Source organism: Salegentibacter profundi, from assembly GCF_054121475.1.
In genome coordinates, this window is the sequence record NZ_JBSYGG010000005.1 from 149534 (window position 1) to 170395 (window position 20862).

21 protein-coding genes are annotated in these 20862 nt (G+C 39.7%); 16 read left to right on the forward strand and 5 right to left on the reverse strand.

Annotated elements, in window-relative coordinates; all coding sequences use genetic code 11:
* Window positions 1-127: 127 nt before the first annotated feature.
* The 12 genes from ACW6NC_RS09240 (at window position 128) to ribB (ending at window position 11947) form a co-directional block, all read left to right on the forward strand.
* Window positions 128-1333: an aminotransferase class I/II-fold pyridoxal phosphate-dependent enzyme gene (locus tag ACW6NC_RS09240; RefSeq protein WP_457865445.1), complete on the forward strand. Its 1206-nt coding sequence runs from the start codon at window positions 128-130 to the stop codon at window positions 1331-1333.
* A 128-nt stretch (window positions 1334-1461) separates the two neighbouring features.
* On the forward strand, window positions 1462-2043 hold the full coding sequence (locus ACW6NC_RS09245; RefSeq protein WP_457865447.1) for an outer membrane beta-barrel protein: 582 nt from the start codon (window positions 1462-1464) through the stop codon (window positions 2041-2043).
* 125 nt (window positions 2044-2168) lie between these two features.
* Window positions 2169-3647, forward strand: a complete 1479-nt coding sequence (gene nhaC, locus ACW6NC_RS09250) for a Na+/H+ antiporter NhaC (protein WP_457865450.1) — start codon at window positions 2169-2171, stop codon at window positions 3645-3647.
* Between the two features lie 162 nt (window positions 3648-3809).
* Window positions 3810-4448, forward strand: coding sequence for a redoxin domain-containing protein (locus ACW6NC_RS09255; RefSeq protein WP_457865451.1), 639 nt, complete (start codon window positions 3810-3812; stop codon window positions 4446-4448).
* Window positions 4449-4466: 18 nt separating this feature from the next.
* Window positions 4467-4781 carry a thioredoxin family protein gene (locus tag ACW6NC_RS09260; RefSeq protein ID WP_457865453.1) on the forward strand — a complete coding sequence of 105 codons (315 nt, stop codon included), beginning with the start codon at window positions 4467-4469 and terminating at the stop codon, window positions 4779-4781.
* The gene (locus ACW6NC_RS09265; protein WP_457865455.1) at window positions 4762-5010 is read left to right on the forward strand and encodes a DUF6952 family protein; all 249 of its coding nucleotides are present in this window, start codon (window positions 4762-4764) and stop codon (window positions 5008-5010) included. Before ACW6NC_RS09260 ends, ACW6NC_RS09265 begins: the two co-directional genes overlap by 20 nt.
* Window positions 5011-5138: 128 nt before the next feature.
* Window positions 5139-5639 (forward strand): thiol peroxidase, encoded by a 501-nt coding sequence (tpx, locus tag ACW6NC_RS09270; RefSeq protein WP_457865457.1) that lies wholly within the window; start codon window positions 5139-5141, stop codon window positions 5637-5639.
* Window positions 5639-6001, forward strand: coding sequence for a diacylglycerol kinase (locus tag ACW6NC_RS09275; protein WP_457865458.1), 363 nt, complete (start codon window positions 5639-5641; stop codon window positions 5999-6001). Before tpx ends, ACW6NC_RS09275 begins: the two co-directional genes overlap by 1 nt.
* 295 nt (window positions 6002-6296) lie before the next feature.
* A complete protein-coding gene (locus tag ACW6NC_RS09280) occupies window positions 6297-8669 on the forward strand; it encodes a DNA translocase FtsK (protein WP_457865460.1) in 2373 nt (790 codons plus the stop codon).
* Window positions 8670-8678: 9 nt separating this feature from the next.
* A complete protein-coding gene (locus tag ACW6NC_RS09285; protein WP_457865462.1) occupies window positions 8679-9320 on the forward strand; it encodes a LolA family protein in 642 nt (213 codons plus the stop codon).
* A gap of 70 nt (window positions 9321-9390) precedes the next feature.
* Window positions 9391-10770 (forward strand): LptF/LptG family permease, encoded by a 1380-nt coding sequence (locus tag ACW6NC_RS09290; RefSeq protein WP_457865464.1) that lies wholly within the window; start codon window positions 9391-9393, stop codon window positions 10768-10770.
* A 28-nt stretch (window positions 10771-10798) separates the two neighbouring features.
* Window positions 10799-11947, forward strand: a complete 1149-nt coding sequence (gene ribB / locus ACW6NC_RS09295; protein WP_457865466.1) for a 3,4-dihydroxy-2-butanone-4-phosphate synthase — start codon at window positions 10799-10801, stop codon at window positions 11945-11947.
* Here the strand turns inward: ribB and ACW6NC_RS09300 are convergent.
* Entirely contained in the window at window positions 11944-12576 is a 633-nt protein-coding gene (locus ACW6NC_RS09300) for an NAD(P)H-dependent oxidoreductase (RefSeq protein ID WP_457865468.1), read from the reverse strand. The genes ribB and ACW6NC_RS09300 overlap by 4 nt on opposite strands.
* 124 nt (window positions 12577-12700) lie before the next feature.
* Between ACW6NC_RS09300 and ACW6NC_RS09305 the strand changes: the two genes are divergently transcribed.
* The 3 genes from ACW6NC_RS09305 (at window position 12701) to ACW6NC_RS09315 (ending at window position 14723) form a co-directional block, all read left to right on the forward strand.
* Window positions 12701-13330: a SanA/YdcF family protein gene (locus tag ACW6NC_RS09305; RefSeq protein WP_457865470.1), complete on the forward strand. Its 630-nt coding sequence runs from the start codon at window positions 12701-12703 to the stop codon at window positions 13328-13330.
* A gap of 64 nt (window positions 13331-13394) precedes the next feature.
* Window positions 13395-13751: a phage holin family protein gene (locus ACW6NC_RS09310; RefSeq protein WP_457865471.1), complete on the forward strand. Its 357-nt coding sequence runs from the start codon at window positions 13395-13397 to the stop codon at window positions 13749-13751.
* A gap of 153 nt (window positions 13752-13904) precedes the next feature.
* On the forward strand, window positions 13905-14723 hold the full coding sequence (locus ACW6NC_RS09315; protein WP_457865473.1) for an HAD family hydrolase: 819 nt from the start codon (window positions 13905-13907) through the stop codon (window positions 14721-14723).
* A gap of 8 nt (window positions 14724-14731) precedes the next feature.
* Here the strand turns inward: ACW6NC_RS09315 and ACW6NC_RS09320 are convergent, their stop codons facing one another.
* Together ACW6NC_RS09320 and ACW6NC_RS09325 are read right to left on the reverse strand one after the other, a co-directional pair.
* The gene (locus ACW6NC_RS09320) at window positions 14732-15493 is read right to left on the reverse strand and encodes a hypothetical protein (RefSeq protein ID WP_457865474.1); all 762 of its coding nucleotides are present in this window, start codon (window positions 15491-15493) and stop codon (window positions 14732-14734) included.
* Between the two features lie 55 nt (window positions 15494-15548).
* Window positions 15549-16481 (reverse strand): L,D-transpeptidase, encoded by a 933-nt coding sequence (locus tag ACW6NC_RS09325; RefSeq protein WP_457865475.1) that lies wholly within the window; start codon window positions 16479-16481, stop codon window positions 15549-15551.
* A gap of 252 nt (window positions 16482-16733) precedes the next feature.
* Here ACW6NC_RS09325 and ACW6NC_RS09330 point away from each other — a divergent pair, with 252 nt between their 5' ends.
* The gene (locus ACW6NC_RS09330; protein WP_457865476.1) at window positions 16734-17171 is read left to right on the forward strand and encodes a response regulator; all 438 of its coding nucleotides are present in this window, start codon (window positions 16734-16736) and stop codon (window positions 17169-17171) included.
* A 582-nt stretch (window positions 17172-17753) separates the two neighbouring features.
* Here the strand turns inward: ACW6NC_RS09330 and ACW6NC_RS09335 are convergent.
* Both ACW6NC_RS09335 and ACW6NC_RS09340 read right to left on the reverse strand, forming a co-directional pair.
* Window positions 17754-19568, reverse strand: a complete 1815-nt coding sequence (locus ACW6NC_RS09335; protein WP_457865477.1) for a TonB-dependent receptor plug domain-containing protein — start codon at window positions 19566-19568, stop codon at window positions 17754-17756.
* A gap of 193 nt (window positions 19569-19761) precedes the next feature.
* Window positions 19762-20838 (reverse strand): PepSY-associated TM helix domain-containing protein, encoded by a 1077-nt coding sequence (locus ACW6NC_RS09340; RefSeq protein WP_457865478.1) that lies wholly within the window; start codon window positions 20836-20838, stop codon window positions 19762-19764.
* Window positions 20839-20862 lie beyond the last annotated feature (24 nt).

The following is a 20862-nucleotide window of genomic DNA, read 5'->3' on the forward strand; positions in this document are numbered from 1 at the left end:
TACATAAGACTAGATTAATATTTTTAATTTCCACCTTTTAATAGTTTATTTTTCTAAATATTAAATTTAGGGTTGATTTTTATTCTAATAAACCTGTTATTTGGTAATACCTTAAATTTAAATTTTTATGAAATACAAACCAGCAGATAAAATCCAGGATTTACAATACTTTGGGGAATTCGGAGGAGTGAACCCTTCTATTTCGGATTCTTCCACATATACTTTCCTTTCGGCCAAAACCATGTTTGATACCTTTGAGGGGAATGCGGAAGGCTGTTATCTTTATTCCAGACATTCTTCTCCCTCGAATCTTTATCTAGGAGAAGCCCTGGCAGCCATGGAAGGCACTGAAACTGCGAACGTCGCCGCCAGTGGAATGGGTGCGATAACCCCCACCCTACTTCAGCTGTGCCAGGCAGGAGATCATATTGTTTCTAGCAGAACCATTTACGGGGGAACCTATGCGTTTCTGAAAAACTTCGCACCAAGACTAAATATCAACACTTCATTTGTTGATATTACCGATGTGGAAAAAGTCGAAGCTGCGATAACTGAAAAGACAAAGGTTTTATATTGCGAAGCTGTGAGCAACCCCTTACTGGAAGTGGCCGATCTCCCTGAACTGGCCAAAATTGCAAAAAAGCACGGGCTCACTTTTATTGTAGATAATACCTTTTCCCCTTTATCGATAAGCCCGAAAGTAATGGGTGCCGATATCGTGATCCATAGTTTAACCAAATTCATTAATGGTAGTAGTGATACCGTTGGTGGAGTAACATGCGGAAGTCAGGAGTTTATCGATTCCCTTAGAAGTGTGAATGACGGTGCTTCCATGCTCTTAGGTCCAACCATGGACAGTATGAGAGCTGCCTCGGTTTTAAAAAACCTGAGGACCCTGCATATTCGCATCAAGCAGCATAGCCACAATGCGATGTACCTGGCAAAAAAATTCCAGAATGAGGGCCTTAGAACGGTATATCCGGGTCTGGAATCCCATCCTGGACATAGCACTTTCAAAAGCATGATGAATGAAGATTATGGATTTGGAGGCTTGCTTACCCTCGATGTTGGAAGTCTGGATAAGGCTAATGAACTTATGGAGTTAATGCAGAAAAAAAATCTAGGTTACCTGGCTGTTAGTTTAGGCTTTTATAAAACCTTATTCAGCGCTCCAGGGAGTTCCACTTCTTCTGAAATTCCCGAGGAAGAACAAAAAGAAATGGGACTAAGTGATGGGCTGATTCGTTTCAGTATAGGCTTGGATAATGATATTGAAAGGACCTTCCAAACCATGAAAGAATGCATGGTTGAAGTAGGAATCCTTAAAAATTAATTTCCCCGGCATCTCCGGAGTAATCATTCCTTACAGACCTCATCGTTATTGCGCGATGAGGTCTTTTATTTTAAGTTACCTATCTTTAATAAAAATAATCCATTTCCTGCATTCAATATCGACAAATCATGAAGACCTTAAAATATTGCTTAATCCTTGTTCTTCTCAATTACCCCTTTACAGTCTCAGCCCAGAACCAAAGTGAATTAAGGGGGTATTATGGAATTTCTTCTTACCAGTTAGAGGGGAGCCAAAACCTTGACGGGGGCTCAAGTTATGATCCCGAAACCGCTTATGAACTGGGCTTACGATATATACTTCGATTACCCAATGGTCTTGGACTTGAAACTGGAGTTGGATTCTGGACTGGAGATATCGGAATTCATTCAGCCCCGTCGCTCGAACAAACTTCCAGAAGAGAAAGACTTCAAATCACCTCAATCCCGGTTTTACTTAATTACAGGTTCCTGAATTATTTATTTGCCAATGCTGGACTGGTTATGGATTTTCAGAATTCAGACAATAGTTTTGATTCCCAATCCGGTATTGGTTTTAGTGCCGGAATAGGTATAAATCACTATATCAGAAACTTCCAGATGTTTATCATCCCCAATTACAAACAATTTGCATTGGTACCCTTTGAAAAGGAAGATCATCATTTTAAACTTTCAGGTTTGGGTATTCAGTTTGGAATGGGCTATAGTTTTTAATTATAGACCCATGTAAAACTTGTTGGTTTTACAGTAAAATCGTAAAATTACGGGCAGAAACGATATTTTAACTCCGCTCCCCGGGAAAAATAATCTCTGGGAAGTTTTATCACACCAAAGCCCTAATGGAAAACGAATCAACCAGCCCCCAGGATGAACAAATTGTTGAGAATAGAGAATTAAATATTTGGGAAGCATTAATTCCTGTTTTCGCTTTAGTAGCGATGCTTGCTTTTAATGTTTATGTTTTTGGAGATGACGCCCTTAGTGGTTCCAATCAATTTATTCTTTTACTCGGAGGAGCGGTTGCGGCCATTGTCGGATACTTCAATAACACAAAGTACGACAAAATGATCGATGAGGTAGCCTCTAATATCCAGAGCACTTCCGGAGCGATCCTTATTCTTCTGATGGTTGGAGCCCTGGCTGGAACCTGGCTTATTTCGGGAATTATCCCTACCATGATCTATTACGGGCTACAAATTTTAAATCCCACTATATTTCTTGCAGCCTGTGTGGTGATCTGCTCGGTAATCTCGGTAGCCACCGGGAGTAGTTGGACTACTTCAGCTACAGTGGGTATTGCCTTGATTGGGATCGCGGAAGCTTTGGGAATCTCAGTTGGAATGACCGCAGGTGCGATTCTATCTGGGGCATATTTTGGGGATAAATTGTCTCCATTGAGCGATACCACCAACCTTGCCCCAGCTATGGCAGGAACCGACCTTTTTACGCATATCCGATACATGACCCTTACTACCGTGCCCACAATTTTAGTGACCATCACCGTGTTTGTAATAATTGGCTTAAACCTCGAACCATCCGGCATCACCGATACTTCCTCGATACTTAAATCTATCGAAAATTCATTCACGATCTCTCAATGGCTTTTTGTAGTCCCCCTGCTGGTAATTCTTTTAATCGTTAAGAAGGTGTCCCCACTTATTGCACTTTTACTGGGAACATTATTGGGAGCCGCAGCTGCACTGATTTTTCAGCCTGGAATTGTCGCACAAATTGCCGGGTCTGACAACCTAACCTTTATAAGTGGTTATAAAGGAGTTATGCAAGCTATTACGGTAGATACTGCCGTGGAAACCGATAATGAAAACCTTAACGACCTCTTTTCGGCAGGAGGAATGGCCGGGATGCTCGGCACTATCTGGTTAATCATTTGTGCAATGGTTTTTGGCGGAATAATGGATGCTATTGGCGCTCTTGCACGCATAAGCAAAGCCTTGCTAAATTTATTCCATACTACCTTCGGACTTTTTGCAAGTACAGTGTTTAGCTGTCTTGCTCTTAATGCTACGGCCTCCGACCAATACCTGGCCATCGTGGTCCCTGGGAAAATGTTTGCAAAAGCCTATAGGGATAAGGGACTTGCACCTGAGAATCTAAGCCGGACCCTTGAGGATTCAGGTACGGTAACCTCAGTATTAGTTCCCTGGAATACTTGTGGCGCCTATCACAGTGGGGTTCTGGGAGTCCCCGTAGCCTCATATTTCGGTTATGCCATCTTTAATTACTTAAGCCCGTTTATGACCTTGACTTTTGCAGCTTTTGGAATTAAGATCAAACAGCTCAAGGAAAAAACTGCTTAGGAATCGAATAGAGCTTTTCTATTTATTTTCACTAAAAGCATAAACAAAACTTATAATCAGATAAACAATAAAAATTTGAATCTGTAGTAACTTTGAAGTCATTCTCTAAATTTGCACGCAGAAATAAAAACCAATAAATTAAATTTTAAAAATTAAAACAATATGTCATTAGTAGGAAAAAAATTTCCAAACCTTAGCGTAGATGCAATGAATGAAATGGGTGATACTTTCAAGATCAATGTTCTTGAAGAAGCTCAGAAAAACAACAAAAAAGTATTGCTTTTCTGGTACCCTAAAGATTTCACCTTTGTTTGCCCCACGGAACTTCACGCCTTCCAGCAAGCTTTGGATGAATTTGAAAAAAGAAATGTTATGGTAATTGGAGCTTCTTGTGATACTCCAGAAGTACATTTCGCCTGGTTAAACACACCAAAAGATAATGGTGGTATTGAAGGTGTAACTTACCCTATCCTGGCCGATAGTAACCGTAACCTTAGTTCACGCCTTGGTATTCTGGACATTACCGGAGAGTCTTATGACGAGGAAACCGGAGATCTTACTTTAGAAGGTGACAACGTCACTTATCGGGCTACTTACCTTATTGATGAAGAGGGAAAGATCTTCCATGAAGGTGTAAACGATATGCCATTAGGTAGAAACGTTGCTGAATTCTTAAGATTGGTAGATGCCTATACTCATGTACAGGAAAAAGGTGAGGTTTGCCCGGCTAACTGGGAAGAAGGTAAAGAAGCGATGGACGCCAACCGTGACGGAGTTGCCTCTTACCTAAGCTTAAATTAAAAAAAGAAAAACACTGTTATGGTAAAGGAATTAGATCAGGATAACCTGGGCGAGATTGTGGAGCAAAATGACACCGTTGTGGTCCAGTATATGGCCGGATGGTGTGGTAATTGCCGTTTGATGAAGCCTAAGTTCAAGAAACTGGCTTCTGAAAACGAGAACACCACCTTTTTAATGGTTGATGCCGAGAAATTTCCGGAGTCCAGAAAACTGGCTAAGGTAGACAACCTTCCCACATTCGCGACTTTTAAAAACGGAAGTTTTAAAAACCAGGTTCAAACCAATAAATTCGAGCCTTTAAAAGACTTAGTAAATGAAGTTACCAATAATTAGACACCTGCAGCGCAATAACGAGCTGGAAAAGCTTGAAAATGCCATAGAGGTTCTGGAAAATTATACCGAACATCGTGCTGTCAAAGACGAGGAAATGGATGTGATCGGGGAAATGGTCTCTAACCTTTGTGGAGCTGTAGAAGTGCAAAAAATGATCGATGGAGGCGCCGATGAAAAGGATGCCGCCAACGGGTTTATGAAGAAGGTGATTGGCTCTATAGACCAATAGACTTTTCTCAAAAACCCTTAAAAACAGGCCGCTTTCGAAAGAAGCGGCCTTTTTGTTTTTATGATAATTTTAGTAAAAGCCTATCGCATAAATCCTAAATTTATCTTCCTTAACCAATAAAATATATTATGTCACAGATCACATTAAAAGGAGAGCGGGTTAACACCTATGGAAGCCTGCCTGAAAAGGGAGAGAAAGCTCCCCATTTTCAACTCTTAAAAACCGACTTATCAACGGCTACCCTAGAGGATTTCAAGGGAAAAAGAGTAATTATGAATATTTTTCCAAGTATTGATACCGGGGTATGTGCTACTTCAGTTAGGAACTTCAATCAAAAAGCAACCGAGCTTGACAATACCGTGGTGCTATGTATTTCGAGAGATCTACCATTTGCTCAGAAAAGGTTTGTAAATGATGAAGGATTAAAAAACGTAATAAATCTTTCAGATTTCCGGGAAAGAAATTTCGGAAAGGATTACGGACTTGAAATGATCGATGGCCCAATGGAGGGTTTGCTTTCCAGGGTGGTCATTGTACTGGATGAGGATGGACAGGTTATTCATAGCCAGCAGGTGCCCGAGATCTCCGAGGAACCTGATTACCTATCGGCACTTAAAAATCTTCTGTAATGCGGGATTCTTTTCTCGGAAAGCGCATTAGAGGTGGAGGATACGCCATAAAAGGAGCCTGGCTTTTAATTCGGCACGAAGCCAGCATTCAAGTCCAGCTTGCAATAGCTGTTATTGTCACCATAACAGGAATCTATTTTGATATCACTAAAACCGAATGGCTGTTCCAGTTTACAGCCATCGGGGTGGTGATGGCAGCCGAAGGCCTAAACAGTGCCATAGAAGCCCTGGCAGATTTTGTCCATCCAGACTTCCACAGTAAGATCGGTCATATTAAAGATGTGGCAGCCGGTGGGGTTTTCTTTGTCGCCTTGATTGCTGCCATTATCGGTGCGTTTATTTACTTCCCTTATATTTTCTGAATTACAGGTGGAACCATATCAATTAAGCCTTTAACACTTTAGCAGAATATTGCAGATTCTCCCTGGCTGCATTTACTTAGCTTGTGTTTTTTCCCACTTTCCAATTACTGAGTAATTTTCAGTTTATTTATATTATCAATGCAGTTTGGATAAAAGATTTCGTATCCACCGGGCCATATTTTTTCAATTTTTGAGTTAATCCTATATCGAAAATGTTAATTTTAAATACAAAATAGCTTTTCCGTACATTAGATAATCTAATTTGTATTTTTGCCCAAAATCTCTCAATGCTTATATGGCCAGAAAAAAAACCAAAACAAAAAAAAACACCACAAACAAAAGCAAAAAGGTCTCTCTCAAATTAAACAGGCAGCAAAAGGTGGTTCTAGGGAGTTTTTTAATGTTATTTGGCATTGCCCTAATCATAGCTTTTACCTCATTTTTGTTCAATTGGCATGCCGATCAAAGTACGCTTTCTGAATTCGGCAACAGGGATATTGAAGCCAGGAACTGGCTAAGCAAATTTGGTGCATTGGTCAGTGACTTTTTTATGTATAAGGGTTTTGGCCTGGCCTCCTTTGTCTTTGCAGGCCTAATTGGTATAAGCGGCATATATCTCTTTTTTAATCTCAAGTCATTAAAACTAGGAAGTTATTGGTTTTGGGGAATTTTAGTGATGCTTTGGATTTCAGTTTTCTTTGGTTTTTTTGCTCAAAGCAATGCACTTTTAGGAGGAAGGGTTGGTTTTGAAACCAACGACTTTCTCCAGGATTATCTCGGTTTCTTCGGTACAGCGCTTTTAATGTTGTTCCTGTTAATCGCCTATCTTAGCCTTAGGTTGAAAATCACCCCTGAAATGGTGGGGGGCTTTATTAGTAAAAAACATAAGAGTTTACAAAGTGAGTTCTCGACTAATAAGGATGAAATCTCGGAAACCGATGAGGAGCTAAACTGGAAAGAAGAGACCATAAATACCCCAGAGCCGCAGACCTCAGAAGTTAAGCTGGACCCAGAATTATCCAGGGACAAAAAGAAGGAATCGCCGGTTCCTCCGGAGAAAAAAACCGATTCTTATGATGAAGTGGCTATGGAAGTTGAAACCCCACCTGAGGAAGATGTAGAAGAAGATAAACAGAGCAGAAAATTGGTAGAGGATTTTGGTGAATTTGATCCCACCCTGGAACTTCGCAACTACACCTTCCCTACTCTGGAATTATTAAAAGATTATGGTGGAACTATCACCGTAGACCAGGAAGAGCTTGAAGAGAATAAGAACCGGATCGTAGACACCCTTAAGAACTATAAAATAGAGATCGCACAAATAAAGGCGACAGTAGGACCTACTGTTACCCTGTATGAGATCGTGCCAGAGGCAGGTATCAGGATTTCCAAGATCAAGAACCTGGAAGATGATATCGCGCTTTCTCTTTCTGCTCTTGGAATAAGAATTATTGCGCCAATTCCGGGAAAAGGAACTATCGGGATCGAAGTTCCAAATAAAAATGCTTCCATAGTTTCTATGCGCTCGGTGATCGCCTCCTCGAAATTCCGAAATGCCGAAATGGAACTTCCTATGGCTCTGGGAAAAAGCATTTCGAACGAAACTTTCGTAGTAGACCTAGCAAAAATGCCTCACTTACTTATGGCCGGGGCCACAGGCCAGGGAAAATCGGTTGGCTTAAACGCCATTCTGACCTCATTGTTATATTCCAAACATCCTGCTGAAGTAAAGTTTGTGCTAGTGGATCCGAAAAAAGTTGAACTTACTCTTTTCAATAAGATAGAGCGCCATTACCTGGCTAAATTGCCCGATACTGAAGATGCCATCATAACCGATAACACAAAAGTGATCAACACCCTGAATTCCATGTGTATCGAGATGGACAACAGGTACGAACTGCTAAAGGATGCGATGGTGCGCAACATAAAAGAGTATAATATCAAATTCAAAGCTCGTAAGCTCAATCCGGAAAACGGACATAAATTCCTGCCTTATATCGTATTGGTGGTGGATGAATTTGCTGACCTGATCATGACGGCCGGAAAAGAAGTGGAAGCCCCTATTGCCAGGCTGGCGCAGTTAGCCCGGGCTATTGGAATTCATTTAATAATCGCTACCCAACGTCCCTCGGTAAACGTGATCACGGGAATTATAAAAGCCAATTTCCCTGCAAGAATAGCCTTCAGAGTGACATCGAAAATAGACTCCAGGACCATCCTGGATGGCCAGGGTGCTGATCAGCTTATTGGCCGGGGAGATATGCTTTTTACCCAGGGAAATGAATTAAAACGATTACAATGTGCCTTTGTCGACACTCCAGAGGTCGATAAGATCACCGAATTCATTGGCTCTCAGAAGGCCTATCCTGATGCTTATCAATTACCTGCCTATGAAGGCGAAGATAGTGGCACAGGAGTTGATATAGATGTGAGCGAAAGGGACAAACTCTTTCGGGAGGCCGCAGAAGTGATCGTAACAGCGCAACAAGGCTCGGCTTCTTTATTGCAACGTAAATTAAAACTTGGCTACAATCGTGCAGGTCGAATTATAGATCAGCTGGAGGCTGCAGGAATAGTGGGACCTTTTGAAGGAAGTAAAGCCCGACAGGTATTAATTAATGATCTCGTTGCACTGGACCAATTACTAAATGAAGAACCAAACAATTAAAAAAGAGTAATGAAAAAGTTAGTATTTATTATTGCAGCCCTGGTGAGCATCAATCTTAGCGCCCAGAATTCACAAAAAGCTGAAAAGCTATTAAATGAGGTTTCCTCAAAAGTGAAAGCCTACGATAATATGGTAATCGATTTTAAGTATTCCCTGGAGAATACTGCCGAGAATGTTAGTCAGGAAACTCGTGGGGATGTAAGCATTAAGGGAGAAAAATACCTTCTTAATCTAATGGGGACAACCCAATTATTTGATGGAAACAAGATTTACACCATAATTCCCGAAGATGAGGAAATTAACATCTCTACCTACGTGGAAGAGGACGAGAACAACATCACCCCTTCCAAAATGTTTAGCTTCTATGAAGACGGGTATAATTATCAATGGGATGCGACCCAAAATGTAAATGGCAGACAAATTCAATATATCAAACTTACCCCGATAGACAGTGATGCCGAAGTAAAAAACATCCTGCTGGGCATTGACAGTCAGACCAAGCACATTTACAACCTTATTCAAACCCAGGATAATGATACCAAAATCACCATTACGGTAAAAAGTTTCAAAACCAATCAACCCCTTTCACAAAACCTCTTTACCTTTGACGAAACTCGCTATGATTCATTCTATATAAATAGGCTCGACTAAATTGAAAATATTAGACAGGTACATATTAATCAGCTACCTCAAGACATTTTTTACAGTTTTTATTATCCTTATGTTCATCTTTGTACTCCAAACTATTTGGTTGTACATTGGTGAACTTGCTGGTAAAGATCTTGATGCAGAGATTATTTTTAAGTTCCTGCTCTATTTTTCTCCAAAACTAGTACCTCTGGTTTTGCCCCTGACCATTTTGCTTACCTCTATTATGACATTCGGGAATTTTGCCGAAAATTATGAGTTTGCTGCGATGAAATCCTCTGGGATTTCCCTGCAAAGAGCCATGCGAAGCCTTACCTTTTTTATTCTTCTGGTAAGCCTTACCGCTTTTTTCTTTGCCAACAATGTGATCCCTGCAGCCGAATTCAAATCCATCAACCTTCGGAAAAATATCGCACAACTTAAACCGGCCATGGCCATCACAGAAGGAGTTTTTAATGAAGTGGGCACTATCAATATTAAAGTCGATGAAAAAAGCGGTCCAAATGATCAGTACCTCAATGATGTAATCATCCACCAAAAAACTGCAAGAAGCGGTAATTTCACTGTGATAAAGGCAGTAGAAGGAGAGCTTGTAGGAAGCACAGATTCCGAAGTGCTTTCCCTTATTTTAAAAGATGGAAATTACTATGATGAGATTCAGCCCTCAGATCTTTCAAAACGTAGAGATAAGCCTTTTGCCAAAAGTCATTTCAGGGAATACACCATCAATCTGGACCTATCGGAGATCAACAATGTTGACCTGGAAGACGAATCCTATAGTAATACTCAGGGAATGCTCAAGATTTCAGAATTAAACCAAAGTATTGATTCCTTTTCTACCAGTTATAATACCAATATCAAGCAGTTTTCCCGTAGTATGTTCAACCGAACAGGCATGCGCAACATTAACACCAATCTCCAACCGGCAGATACCGTAACGGTGGTTGAAAATTCCCTATTACAGGAGTATGACAATAACCAGGCGGTCCAAATCGTAAATCTCGCATTAGGAAGTGTAAACGGTGCCATGTCTCATATTATCTTAAAAAAGAACGAATTTAGAACAGCTACCAAACAACTCAACAAGTTTGAGATCGCGCTGCACGAAAAATACGTACTGGCCGTTGCATGTATCGTACTGTTCTTTGTGGGTGCCCCGCTTGGAGCCATAATACGAAAGGGAGGAATGGGCTTACCAATGGTCGTAGCGATACTTATTTTCCTTACCTATCATTTTATTGGGATCTTTGCCAAAAACAGTGCAGAAGACGGTAGTATAAGCCCTTTTATTGCTAGTTGGCTATCTACCCTTATTATGTTGCCCCTAGGAATTTACCTCACATACAGGGCTACTACGGACCAAGGGCTTTTTGTCTTTGATAATTTAATTGAACCCTTTAAAAAGGGCCTTAAAAAAGCCGGCTTATTGCGCCGGAAAACCGAAATAGAATAAATATCTTTGCAGCCAAATATCCGCAAAAATGCCGCATAAAACTTCAACCCAGCAAAATATTAAACTGCATAATATCAAAGACGCCATAGATGATATCCGTGCAGGAAAGGTCATTATAGTTGTTGATGATATCGATCGTGAAAATGAAGGAGATTTTGTTGCGGCTGCTGAAATGGTGACCCCAGAAATGATCAATTTTATGGCCACCCACGGACGCGGGCTAATATGTGCACCGATTACCGAAGAACGATGTCGGGACCTAAAACTTGAAATGATGGTTGGTAAAAACACCGACCCTCTGGAAACCGCTTTTACTATTTCTGTAGATCTTAAAGGACATGGGGTGACTACTGGAATTTCAGCTGCAGATCGGGCCAAGACCATAAAATCCCTAATAGATCCATCTACCAAAGCCACCGATCTAAATCGACCAGGTCATATTTTTCCCCTCAAAGCCAGGGAAGGCGGGGTTTTAAGAAGAACGGGGCATACCGAAGCAGCAATTGATTTTGCTCGTCTTGCTGGCTTTGAACCAGCCGGAGTGATCGTAGAGATCATGAATGAAGATGGCACCATGGCCAGGTTACCTCAGCTTATGGAAGTTGCCCAACGTTTTGATCTAAAGGTAGTATCCATTGAAGACCTGATTGCATACCGAATGCAACACGATTCTTTAATAGAGAAAAAAGAGGATTTTGACATTGAAACACGCTTTGGGAAATTCAGACTAAGAGCCTATCTGCAAACCACCAACAATCAGGTTCATATCGCCCTTAGCAAAGGTGCCTGGAGTCCTGATGAAGAGGTCCTGGTTCGCGTTAATTCGACGCTAATTAACAATGATATCCTGGGAACCTTAACCAATAATGCCGATAAAAAATTAGATAGTATGTTCCGGGCAATTAATGAAGAAGGCCGTGGAGCAATTGTTTTTATCAATCCCGCCAGCCAATCTTTAAACCTTCTCAATAGGCTCTCTGAACTTAAAGACCTTCAGAAACAAGGTGAAACAAAAGCACCCCCCATTCATATGGACAATAAGGATTTTGGAATAGGCGCCCAGATACTACATGACCTGGAAATTCATAAATTTAAATTGTTATCCAATTCACAGCAAACCAAAAGGGTAGGAATGATTGGGTATGGCCTGGAAATCACCAGATATGTAAATTATTAATCGATTTCAATAATCACCTCTTCCAGGGGTCTGCGCACTTTCTTGAAGTTTGAGAACATATCATCAGCTGCACGATAGCCTACAGGGAGGACCAGTACGGATCTCAGGTTGCGTTGCCCAAGATCTAATAATTTATCATATTCTTCAGGCTGAAAACCTTCCATGGGACAGGCATCAATCTCTTCTACTGCACAAATCGTAAGTAAGTTGCCAAGGCTTAAATAAGCCTGGTTTATAGCCCACTGTGTAATCTCGGCAGAAGCTTTCCCCTCAAAATCTTCTATTAAAAATTCTTTGAAAGGTTCCAGAATCTCCTCTGGGGTCTCCCTCACATGCTTTACCAATTTAAAATAGTTTTCAATAAATTCTTTCCCAACTTTCTTTTCGATACATATAATTAACACATGAGAAGCCGTTCCTACCTGTTTCTGGTTAAATGAAAAAGCTTGTAACTGCTCTTGGAGCTTTTTATTCTTAACAATCACCAACCTTAAAGGCTGTAGACCATATGAGGTCGCAGTTAGATTAAAAGCCTTTTTAAGAACTTCAATTTTCTCCGTGGTTAATTCTTTTTCAGCATCAAATTTTTTGGTAGCATATCGCCATTCCAGTGCTTTTATATTGCCCATATACTGTCCTTGTATTTTCAGGCAAAGGTAAACAATGTTGTAAGCCCGGTAAACGTTAAGGAATAAAATAAAACTATAGGTAAATAATATAAACTATATTTATCCAGTATAACAGCAGGAGAAAATGAAACAAATCAAAAAGGTAATTCTCACCTCAGTACTTTTCTTAATTATTGCCATTTTGATTGTTCTGGGGCTTAAAGCTTATATTGAAAGAGATACCCAACACCTTATTTTTGAAGACATGTCCCTGGTTCCCTCATCAGAGACTGTTATAGTTCTTGGGGCGAGCGTTCACTCAGATGGGCAACTATCCCCAATTCTAAAAGACCGGGTCGATACTGCCATTGAATTATATAGAACTAAAAAAGTAAATCGCTTCCTGGTCACCGGTGACCACAGCACTGAAGATTACAATGAGGTAAATGCCATGGGAAATTATCTTATGAACCGGGGAATTCCTAAAGACAAAATTCTTCTTGACCATGCCGGCCTTGACACTTATGACAGTATGTATCGGTCCAATGCACTATTTGGAATCGAGGACGCTATTGTGGTGACACAAAAATTCCATTTACCCCGTACTATTTTTATCGCCAAAGGCCTAGGCCTTCCCTATACCGGATATGCCGCGCGAAGTCATGAATACAAAACTACCAATAAAATAGAACGCCGGGAACTACTGGCTAATTTCAAGGCGCTCTATGAAGTGCTCTTAAAAAAAGAACCCACCACCCTGGATGAGAGGCTATAATATTTTAATTTTTTTTACGGTTTTTTTGTACCTTTAATAGGACTAACCTGATAACCCAACTGCAATGTTTCAATGGCTCGTCCATATTATCATTGATGCTTTAGTACTGCTTGCTGCAGCTCAAATGATGCCCAAAGTAACACTCAAAGGTTTTAAAACGGCAATTATTGTAGCCCTGATTATTGGAATACTTAGCTTCTTACTAAGTTGGGTACTCACCGCCATACTTAATGTAGCCACCCTCGGTATATTTTATTTCCTGGGTCTAGGCTTTATTACCCGGGTAATTGCCTACGCAATAATCATTGAAATCGCTGATAAATTCAGCACGGGGTTTAAAACTGTTGGTTTTCTTCCTTCACTTTGGTTAGCTATAATTTTGGCTGTTGTAGGAGGGATTGTAGACGCCATCTTATTTTAGGTTAAGACCTCTTTTTCAGAAAGTCTTAATAGAAAAAGTCCAAAGCATATATTTTGGCATTAATACCTGTATAAACAAATTTGATACAGAATTAACACCAGAAGGCCATTGATACCCTATATTTGTAGGTTTGATGCTGAATCGGATTAAACTATGGAAACACTTAAGGGCCAAAAGAATATAAAACTAATCGTGACAGATATGGATGGAACATTGCTGAATGATCAGCACGAAATCCATCCTGATTTCTGGGAAATAGAAAAAAAGCTTACGCAGAAGGGTATTATGTTTTCCGTGGCCAGCGGCAGGCAATTCTACAACCTTGAAACCAACTTCGAGCCCATTAAAGACAGGATCATGTTTTTTGCGGAAAATGGAACTTTCGTTTCACACAAGGGCAAGGAGTTATATGTCAACCCTTTAAATCATCAGGATGCTATTGGTTTTATCGAAATGGGCCGAAAACTGGAAGACACCAAATTGGTGCTCTGTGGAAAAGAATCCGCCTATGTGGAAACAGAAGACGAGGATTTTATCGCACATATTTCTCAGTTTTACCAACGCTTAAAACCAGTTGATGACCTTACCAAGGTCAACGACGTCATTTTAAAAGTGACCCTATGTAATGATAAGGGAGTGGAAGAACATACCTACCCTCATTTTGTAAACTATACCGACAGGTTTAAAGTTGCCATTGCAGCAAAGGTTTTTATCGATATAACGGCCTTGGATGCCAATAAGGGAAATGCCATAAAGGATATACAACGGGAATTGAATATTAGCCCGGAGGAGACCATGGTGTTCGGGGATTACCTAAATGACCTGGAAATGATGAAAAACGCCAAATACAGCTTCGCAATGAAAAATGCTCATCCTGAGATCAAGCAGGTAAGTAATTATATAACCCGTTATAGCAACAATGAAAATGGAGTTTTAAAAACCATCGAGGAGCTAGGCTTGCTATATAATTAAAATTTGAGCTAATTCACAAGGATATTTACCTTATCCAGACCTGTATTTCCGGTTTTTGGATCATAAGCATACACGGTAATTTCATACTCCCCTTTTTCGAGTTTAAGAGTATGAGAAAAAGTACTCTCTTTATCGGTTGGATTTAAATTGATTTCCTTTTGCTCCTCCCCTTGCGAGGAAATAAGAGCTTTTATCTCATAACCAGAGGCATCCCAAGTACCTCCTTGGGTTACCGGACATCCGCACATCATCACTATATTCGCCTTAATTTCTACCTCGGTTTCAGCACTAATGGTTTCATGGGTTTGAGGTGAAAGAATATCTATCACAAAACCGGGGATTTTCAAAATGATTCCATCCCCTGTGATGTCTTTTCCGGGAATTACCCACAATTGGGTTGAAGCTAATACTTTAGCCTGTTTTTTATTCATGGGACCCTGAGCTTCTATACTCACAAAGGTTGGTTTTTTTACGTTCAGGCTAGCTAGGTACCCAGCAGTTTGGGCAGTGGTAATTTCCTTATATCGTTTAGCGGGTGAGAGTAGAATCGCCTCAGTATCTCCCGTACTTCCTGTGGTAAGACCTTCATCCAGTATGCTACCGGTTTCGACATCCTTTACAATGATTCTAGCTCCGCCCATAGAAGTTCCTATGAACTTAGCATCATTGGCCAGCGCCCTGATCATAATCTTTGTTTCCTGAGCAAACAGGTCCCCCGGGGAAAGCATTACCATACTCAGGAGCAAAACTAGGCTGAAAATTTTTTTCATAATAAAAGTGTTATGCGTACTAATTTATAAAAACCCATAATGATCTGGTATTAATTTAAAGCAAAACTTGCTTTTCCAAAGAAATCGCCTTTATAAAATTTAGGGAATCAGCCTGAAAACGCTGAATGTAATTTTTTATAGTATCGAGTTCTTCCCTATTGATAAAATTTGACCTTGGATCTTCAGCTAGTTCAAGCCAGGGCACCGGCGCAATGAAATCATAGCTTCCAAAAATCATAATGGGTGTTCCATTTCTCTTTATTTGGTCCCCGCTTAACTGCCACATATCTGCCCAGTAATATATATACTTTGCATCTTCCATGAAAAGCCTGACACAGGAGTGGCTAGCTGGAAACCCAGGTAAGGTATACTGGTGTAAAGCCAGGCCTTCAAAATTCATAAAATTAAAATAATAAGGCATAATCCAGGAAGCGTTCACCGTACTTATTTTCCTTTTCGCTTTATAATTTGCATAATGGAGACCATTTGGAGTTGGTGTTGATTGTTTTCCTGAGCTTACCGGTCCCCAACGACATAAGGCTCCATTTTCATATATTGCGAAAGCCTGTACTCTCTGACTGACCAGGAGGGCCTTCGGCAGGGATTCCAGAAGTTCCAGATTTTCGGGAAAGGGACTATAATCGAAGAAACGCTCAGAAATGCTGTCTGGCAAAATGAGTATTAAACCAGGTACGATGCGTTGTGGGTCTATTCTGTTAAGACTATAAATTATTTCTTTTTGTATCGCAGAATAATCTTGAAAAAGGGCTTCAAGATGAGAATGGTCTTTTATTGAATCCAGGTGATAAGAGGGACTATAAACTTCAGTACCACTGTCTGTAACAAGGCTGATAACAGGCTTCTCATTCCTTTGGAAATTTCCAGGCAACATCATCCCTTCCTTTTCCAGATCCTTTCCACATCCAAGAAGAAAAAAAATAGAAAAGCCAATCAGACACCAGTTGATATTTTGAATGTATTTTTTCAAAAATAAAAGCTTTGAAATATTAAGTATAGCCCTATCTAATATATATTTTACCTCTCTTATTATTAGCCAAGAAAGCGTTAAAAAGGCCAGGAGACTGCAGCGATTCTCTACGATTTTGAAGTAAAACCTCCCCCAGGGATGATCCTGATCAGTTATTTTATATTTTTTCTTATAATATTAATTTTAAGCCCTTTGGTTTTATACCTTTACAGGCCTTCAGATTTACCTGCTGGTTTATAAACTTTCGGTTAAATGACCAAAACAACCTCCTTAGAAATACTGATTGCCGAAGACGATCACCTTATTACTGAGTTACAAAAAAGACAATTGGTTAAACTGGTTGATTCTCCCCTTAAAACCTTTTGGAATGGCAAAGAGTTAATGAGTTATTTGCAAGAAATAATTCAAAAGAGGGAATCCATACTTATTTTTTTGGATATAAATATGCCCATAATGGGGGGTTGGGAAGTATTAGAGCAAATCAATACCCTATACGCAAATAAGAATATTTTTGTAGTTATGCTGACCTCCTCGGTATGTCCTGCAGATAGGGAAAAAGCACTTTCCTACCCTCAGGTAATTAGTTTTAACGAAAAATTTCTGGAACGCGAGGATTACAAAAAATTGCTGAACCTGAAAAACCTAAGTCCGTTTTTTAATTCTGAAATTACATCCGATCAATTTCCTTGAAAAGGCCTTGCCCCCCTTTTATAGACAAAACACCTTCTTTTTCGGATCAACTACATTCTAGGTTAAATTTTTACAATTCATTTAACGCAGTGATCCTTATGTCGCTATTTAATAGTGTATAAATTTGGGGTGTCAGCATCAGCTTTCTAATTGTTAAACCCACCGGTTAAGGAATTTGAAATCAAAAATTTTGGATTATCTCTTAATTATTATCGCTGTTTTAGCCTGCTCCGTTGGAGGAGCTGCCCTCTACCTCCTGGTTAAATTCAGTAAAAAACAAAACCGGGATCAATCTTAATTTCTGATTAATTATTTTATAAAACCAGAGCCTGCGTTACTTTCCTTAAAAACAAACTTGCAGGTTAACCTATACAGAAAGAATGATCAACAGTAGCAAGGAGGGTTATAAGTACACTGAATATCCAGTGAAAATTGTATTTTTTTTTAGGTAGCCTTTTTGAATAAGCTGGAATTAAACTTTTTTCCTTGCTCTATATAAAAAGGTTTGCCAATGCAGCAAACCTTTTTATATCAATAGAAATATCAATTTAATTTCTTCCAGTTGAAACTAAAATTTTTTAATTATTTAAAATTATATCTGATTCCAAAAAGCATATTCCCTTTAGGCATTGGCACCAGATTGGTTTCAGTATACTCAGTATTGAAAATATTATTGGCCATAGCATAAATTTCAAATTCTTCCAGGCTTAAGCTAATGTTAAGATCTACAACACTGTAAGAATCACCCATGGTACGCTCGGCATAACTATATATAATAGTGTGATTAAGATTCTTAATAAACTGCGAGGTGTATGCCGCAGTAAAATGATGCTTGAGCGAATTAATGGAGTATTGGGAGAAATCAAGAGAAAGATCTTTTACTTCATCGCTCAGATAGGTATATCCAAAATCCATGCTTTGCTGGTAATTTTTAATGGTGTAGGCATAAGTCAAATTAGCCTCTACCCCTTTTGAGTTAACATCCCGCACATTTCTTGCCTGCCAGAGATCGTCTTCATTCTCCTTTACATAATCTATTAGGTTTCGTGCATCTCGATTGAATAAGGCCACAGAAAACTGCAAATGGGGTGCTATATATTTCAGACCTATTTCTTCTGAAATAGCTTCTTCCGGTTCAAGATCTGCATTACCAATAGTGTTAGGGGAGGCATAATAAAGATCGGTGTAAGTAGGTATTCTATAGGTGTACCCCATATTCCCGTAGGCTCGCCAATTATTTGCCACCTGATAACCTATATCAACTCCAGGGAAGGCGTGAAATTTGAAATCAGAAAAATAATTGACAGCTACCCCCGGGGTGATGTCAAGCCTATCACTTAATAAACTAAACTGATGCTCCAAAAACACAGTGGTCATGAAGCGTTCTCTATCCCCCAGATTATTACTGGAAAGAAAAACCTTGGCCATATCAACGCCAAATCCAGTGACCCCGAGGCCGGAAACATAGGAAGCATTTAATTCTGCCCCTACTTTATTACTGATATGCAAATTTCGGTATACCGAAGGATCCTGTCGTAAATAAATATATTCATCTTCATTTCTTCGCCAGTAAATCCTAGGTTTCAGGCTTAGATTACCTTTTTCTATTAAACTGGAAAAACCAAGCAGGCTAGCCTGGGTTTCTTCATACTGATCAGTAGCCTCAGGGGATGCATAAAAACCGTTAGCGCCAAATTTACGGTCGGCAAAAGCTGCGATCATTTCAATAGGTAAACTTTCAGACTTGAATTTGCTTTTTATAAAGTACTGTTGATTATCATAATCCGTGTTATAACGATAACCGTCTGAAAGTTGTCGGGAGTAATTTACAATATGAGAGGATTTTTCCAGGTTGCTACTTACGGTTAATGAAGCGTTTTTTTGAGAATAGGAACCACCTTCAAGCTCAAGGGAAACTCCATTATTTACGGCATCCTTTGTAACAATATTAACGGCACCTGTAAAAGCATTTTGGCCGTATACACGAGCCGCTGGGCCTTTAATTATTTCTATTCGTTCGATAACTTCCATTGGTAAAGCCAGATTGAGAGTATGATGACCGGTTTGGGCATCTTCCACTTTAATCCCGTCTATTAGAAGCAAAGTTTGATCAAAGCTCCCCCCGCGTATGTAAAGGTCCGCCTGTGCTCCGCCAACCCCTCTGCGCCGAATATCCACGCCTGTGACTTGCTGAAGGAGATCGGCAAGATTATTCGCTCCGCTGTTTTTTATTTCTTCTGAAGAAATGATCTTAATTGTTCTTGAATTCTTGGAAAACGACAGATCGATACGGCCTGCAGTTAATGTTACTTCTTCGAGTTGTTCAGTGTTATCCTGGGCTCGGCCCACACCGAAGTTCAGAAGTAAAACGGTAAAAAAAAGTAGGTTTCTTTTCATTTTTTGGTTGTTTAATTGATAGTAAAAGGAGGATTTAACCCCTTTATAATCTCAAAAAGTTCTAAAATTCAAGCCGGCGAAGATAAAAATTATTTCCAAGTAGGTAGCATTTTAGTTTTTTGAACTAAATTATTAAAAAACCTAATTACCCAACTGTTTGTTTACTGTTCCAGGTACGGAATTAATCCAAACCCTATTGTTTCCTGGTGTTAATTCGGCTTCCTTTTCTCCTTGAATTTCTCCTTCTTCCTTTCAACCAGATTAGAAAACCGGTAATAGAGAGAAAAGGTCCGGAAAGCCCTATGAAGGAATAAAGGATTTTCACGGTTAATCCTCCAAATTCGGCATAATGCAATGGCATTACTGTACTGGCAAGTTTTTCAGAAAAAGAGGATTGCCTCACTTTCTTTACGGAAGTAATTTCAGCGGTACGATGGTCCAAACGGATATAGTTATAGAATTCGCTGTAAAAAAAAGGATCCTGAGAAAATCGTCCAAACACCGTAATATCTCCATCTTGTCTTAAAGGAAGACGAATATAGGTGGGTGTAAAACGAGGATAGTCCATTTCTATTTCCTTAAGACTTTCATTCATTGAAATTTCTATTGACGGTCCTGATGGTGCCGGCAGAGGATTAAGGCCAGCTTTAGCCACAGTATAGGCAAGAACAATTCCGGTTATAACCAAAACCAGATTTAGCAAAAGCGCCCAAACGCCTATATACCGGTGAAGCGAGGAATACATACTTCTTTTCTTGTGATGATTAAGCCGAACGCTAAAAGCGAGAACCTTCCAAATAGATTTTCTGTAAAGAATAATACCAGTTAGTAAAGAAAGAAAAAATAGGATCCCTATTAATAACACTATAATTCGACCTATAACTCCTAAATGCAGGGAATAATGCAACTTTAAAAGCCAGGAAGTAAAGTGTTTACTGGTATCTACTTCTTTTAAGATCTTTCCCGAGACCGGATGCACAAAAAGATAGGCTCGTTGTTTTTGATTACGCAAATCAAAAATTAATACTTTTCCCGGGTTAAATTGCTTGACCCGGGTATCCCAACCCGGATAGTTTTTTTGCACATTTTTTATGGCCTGATCCAGTTGCTGCGGCCCACTATAATTTTCCTGATACTGATTCTTAAAAATCCAGGAATCGATTTGTTTATGAAATACCAGGATACTGCCCGATATTCCCATTATTAATAGGAAAAGTCCGGCAATAAGCCCGAACCAGGAATGATATTTTAGTAATTTTCTGTTATTCATTAAAACCGATAAAACTGCAGCCAT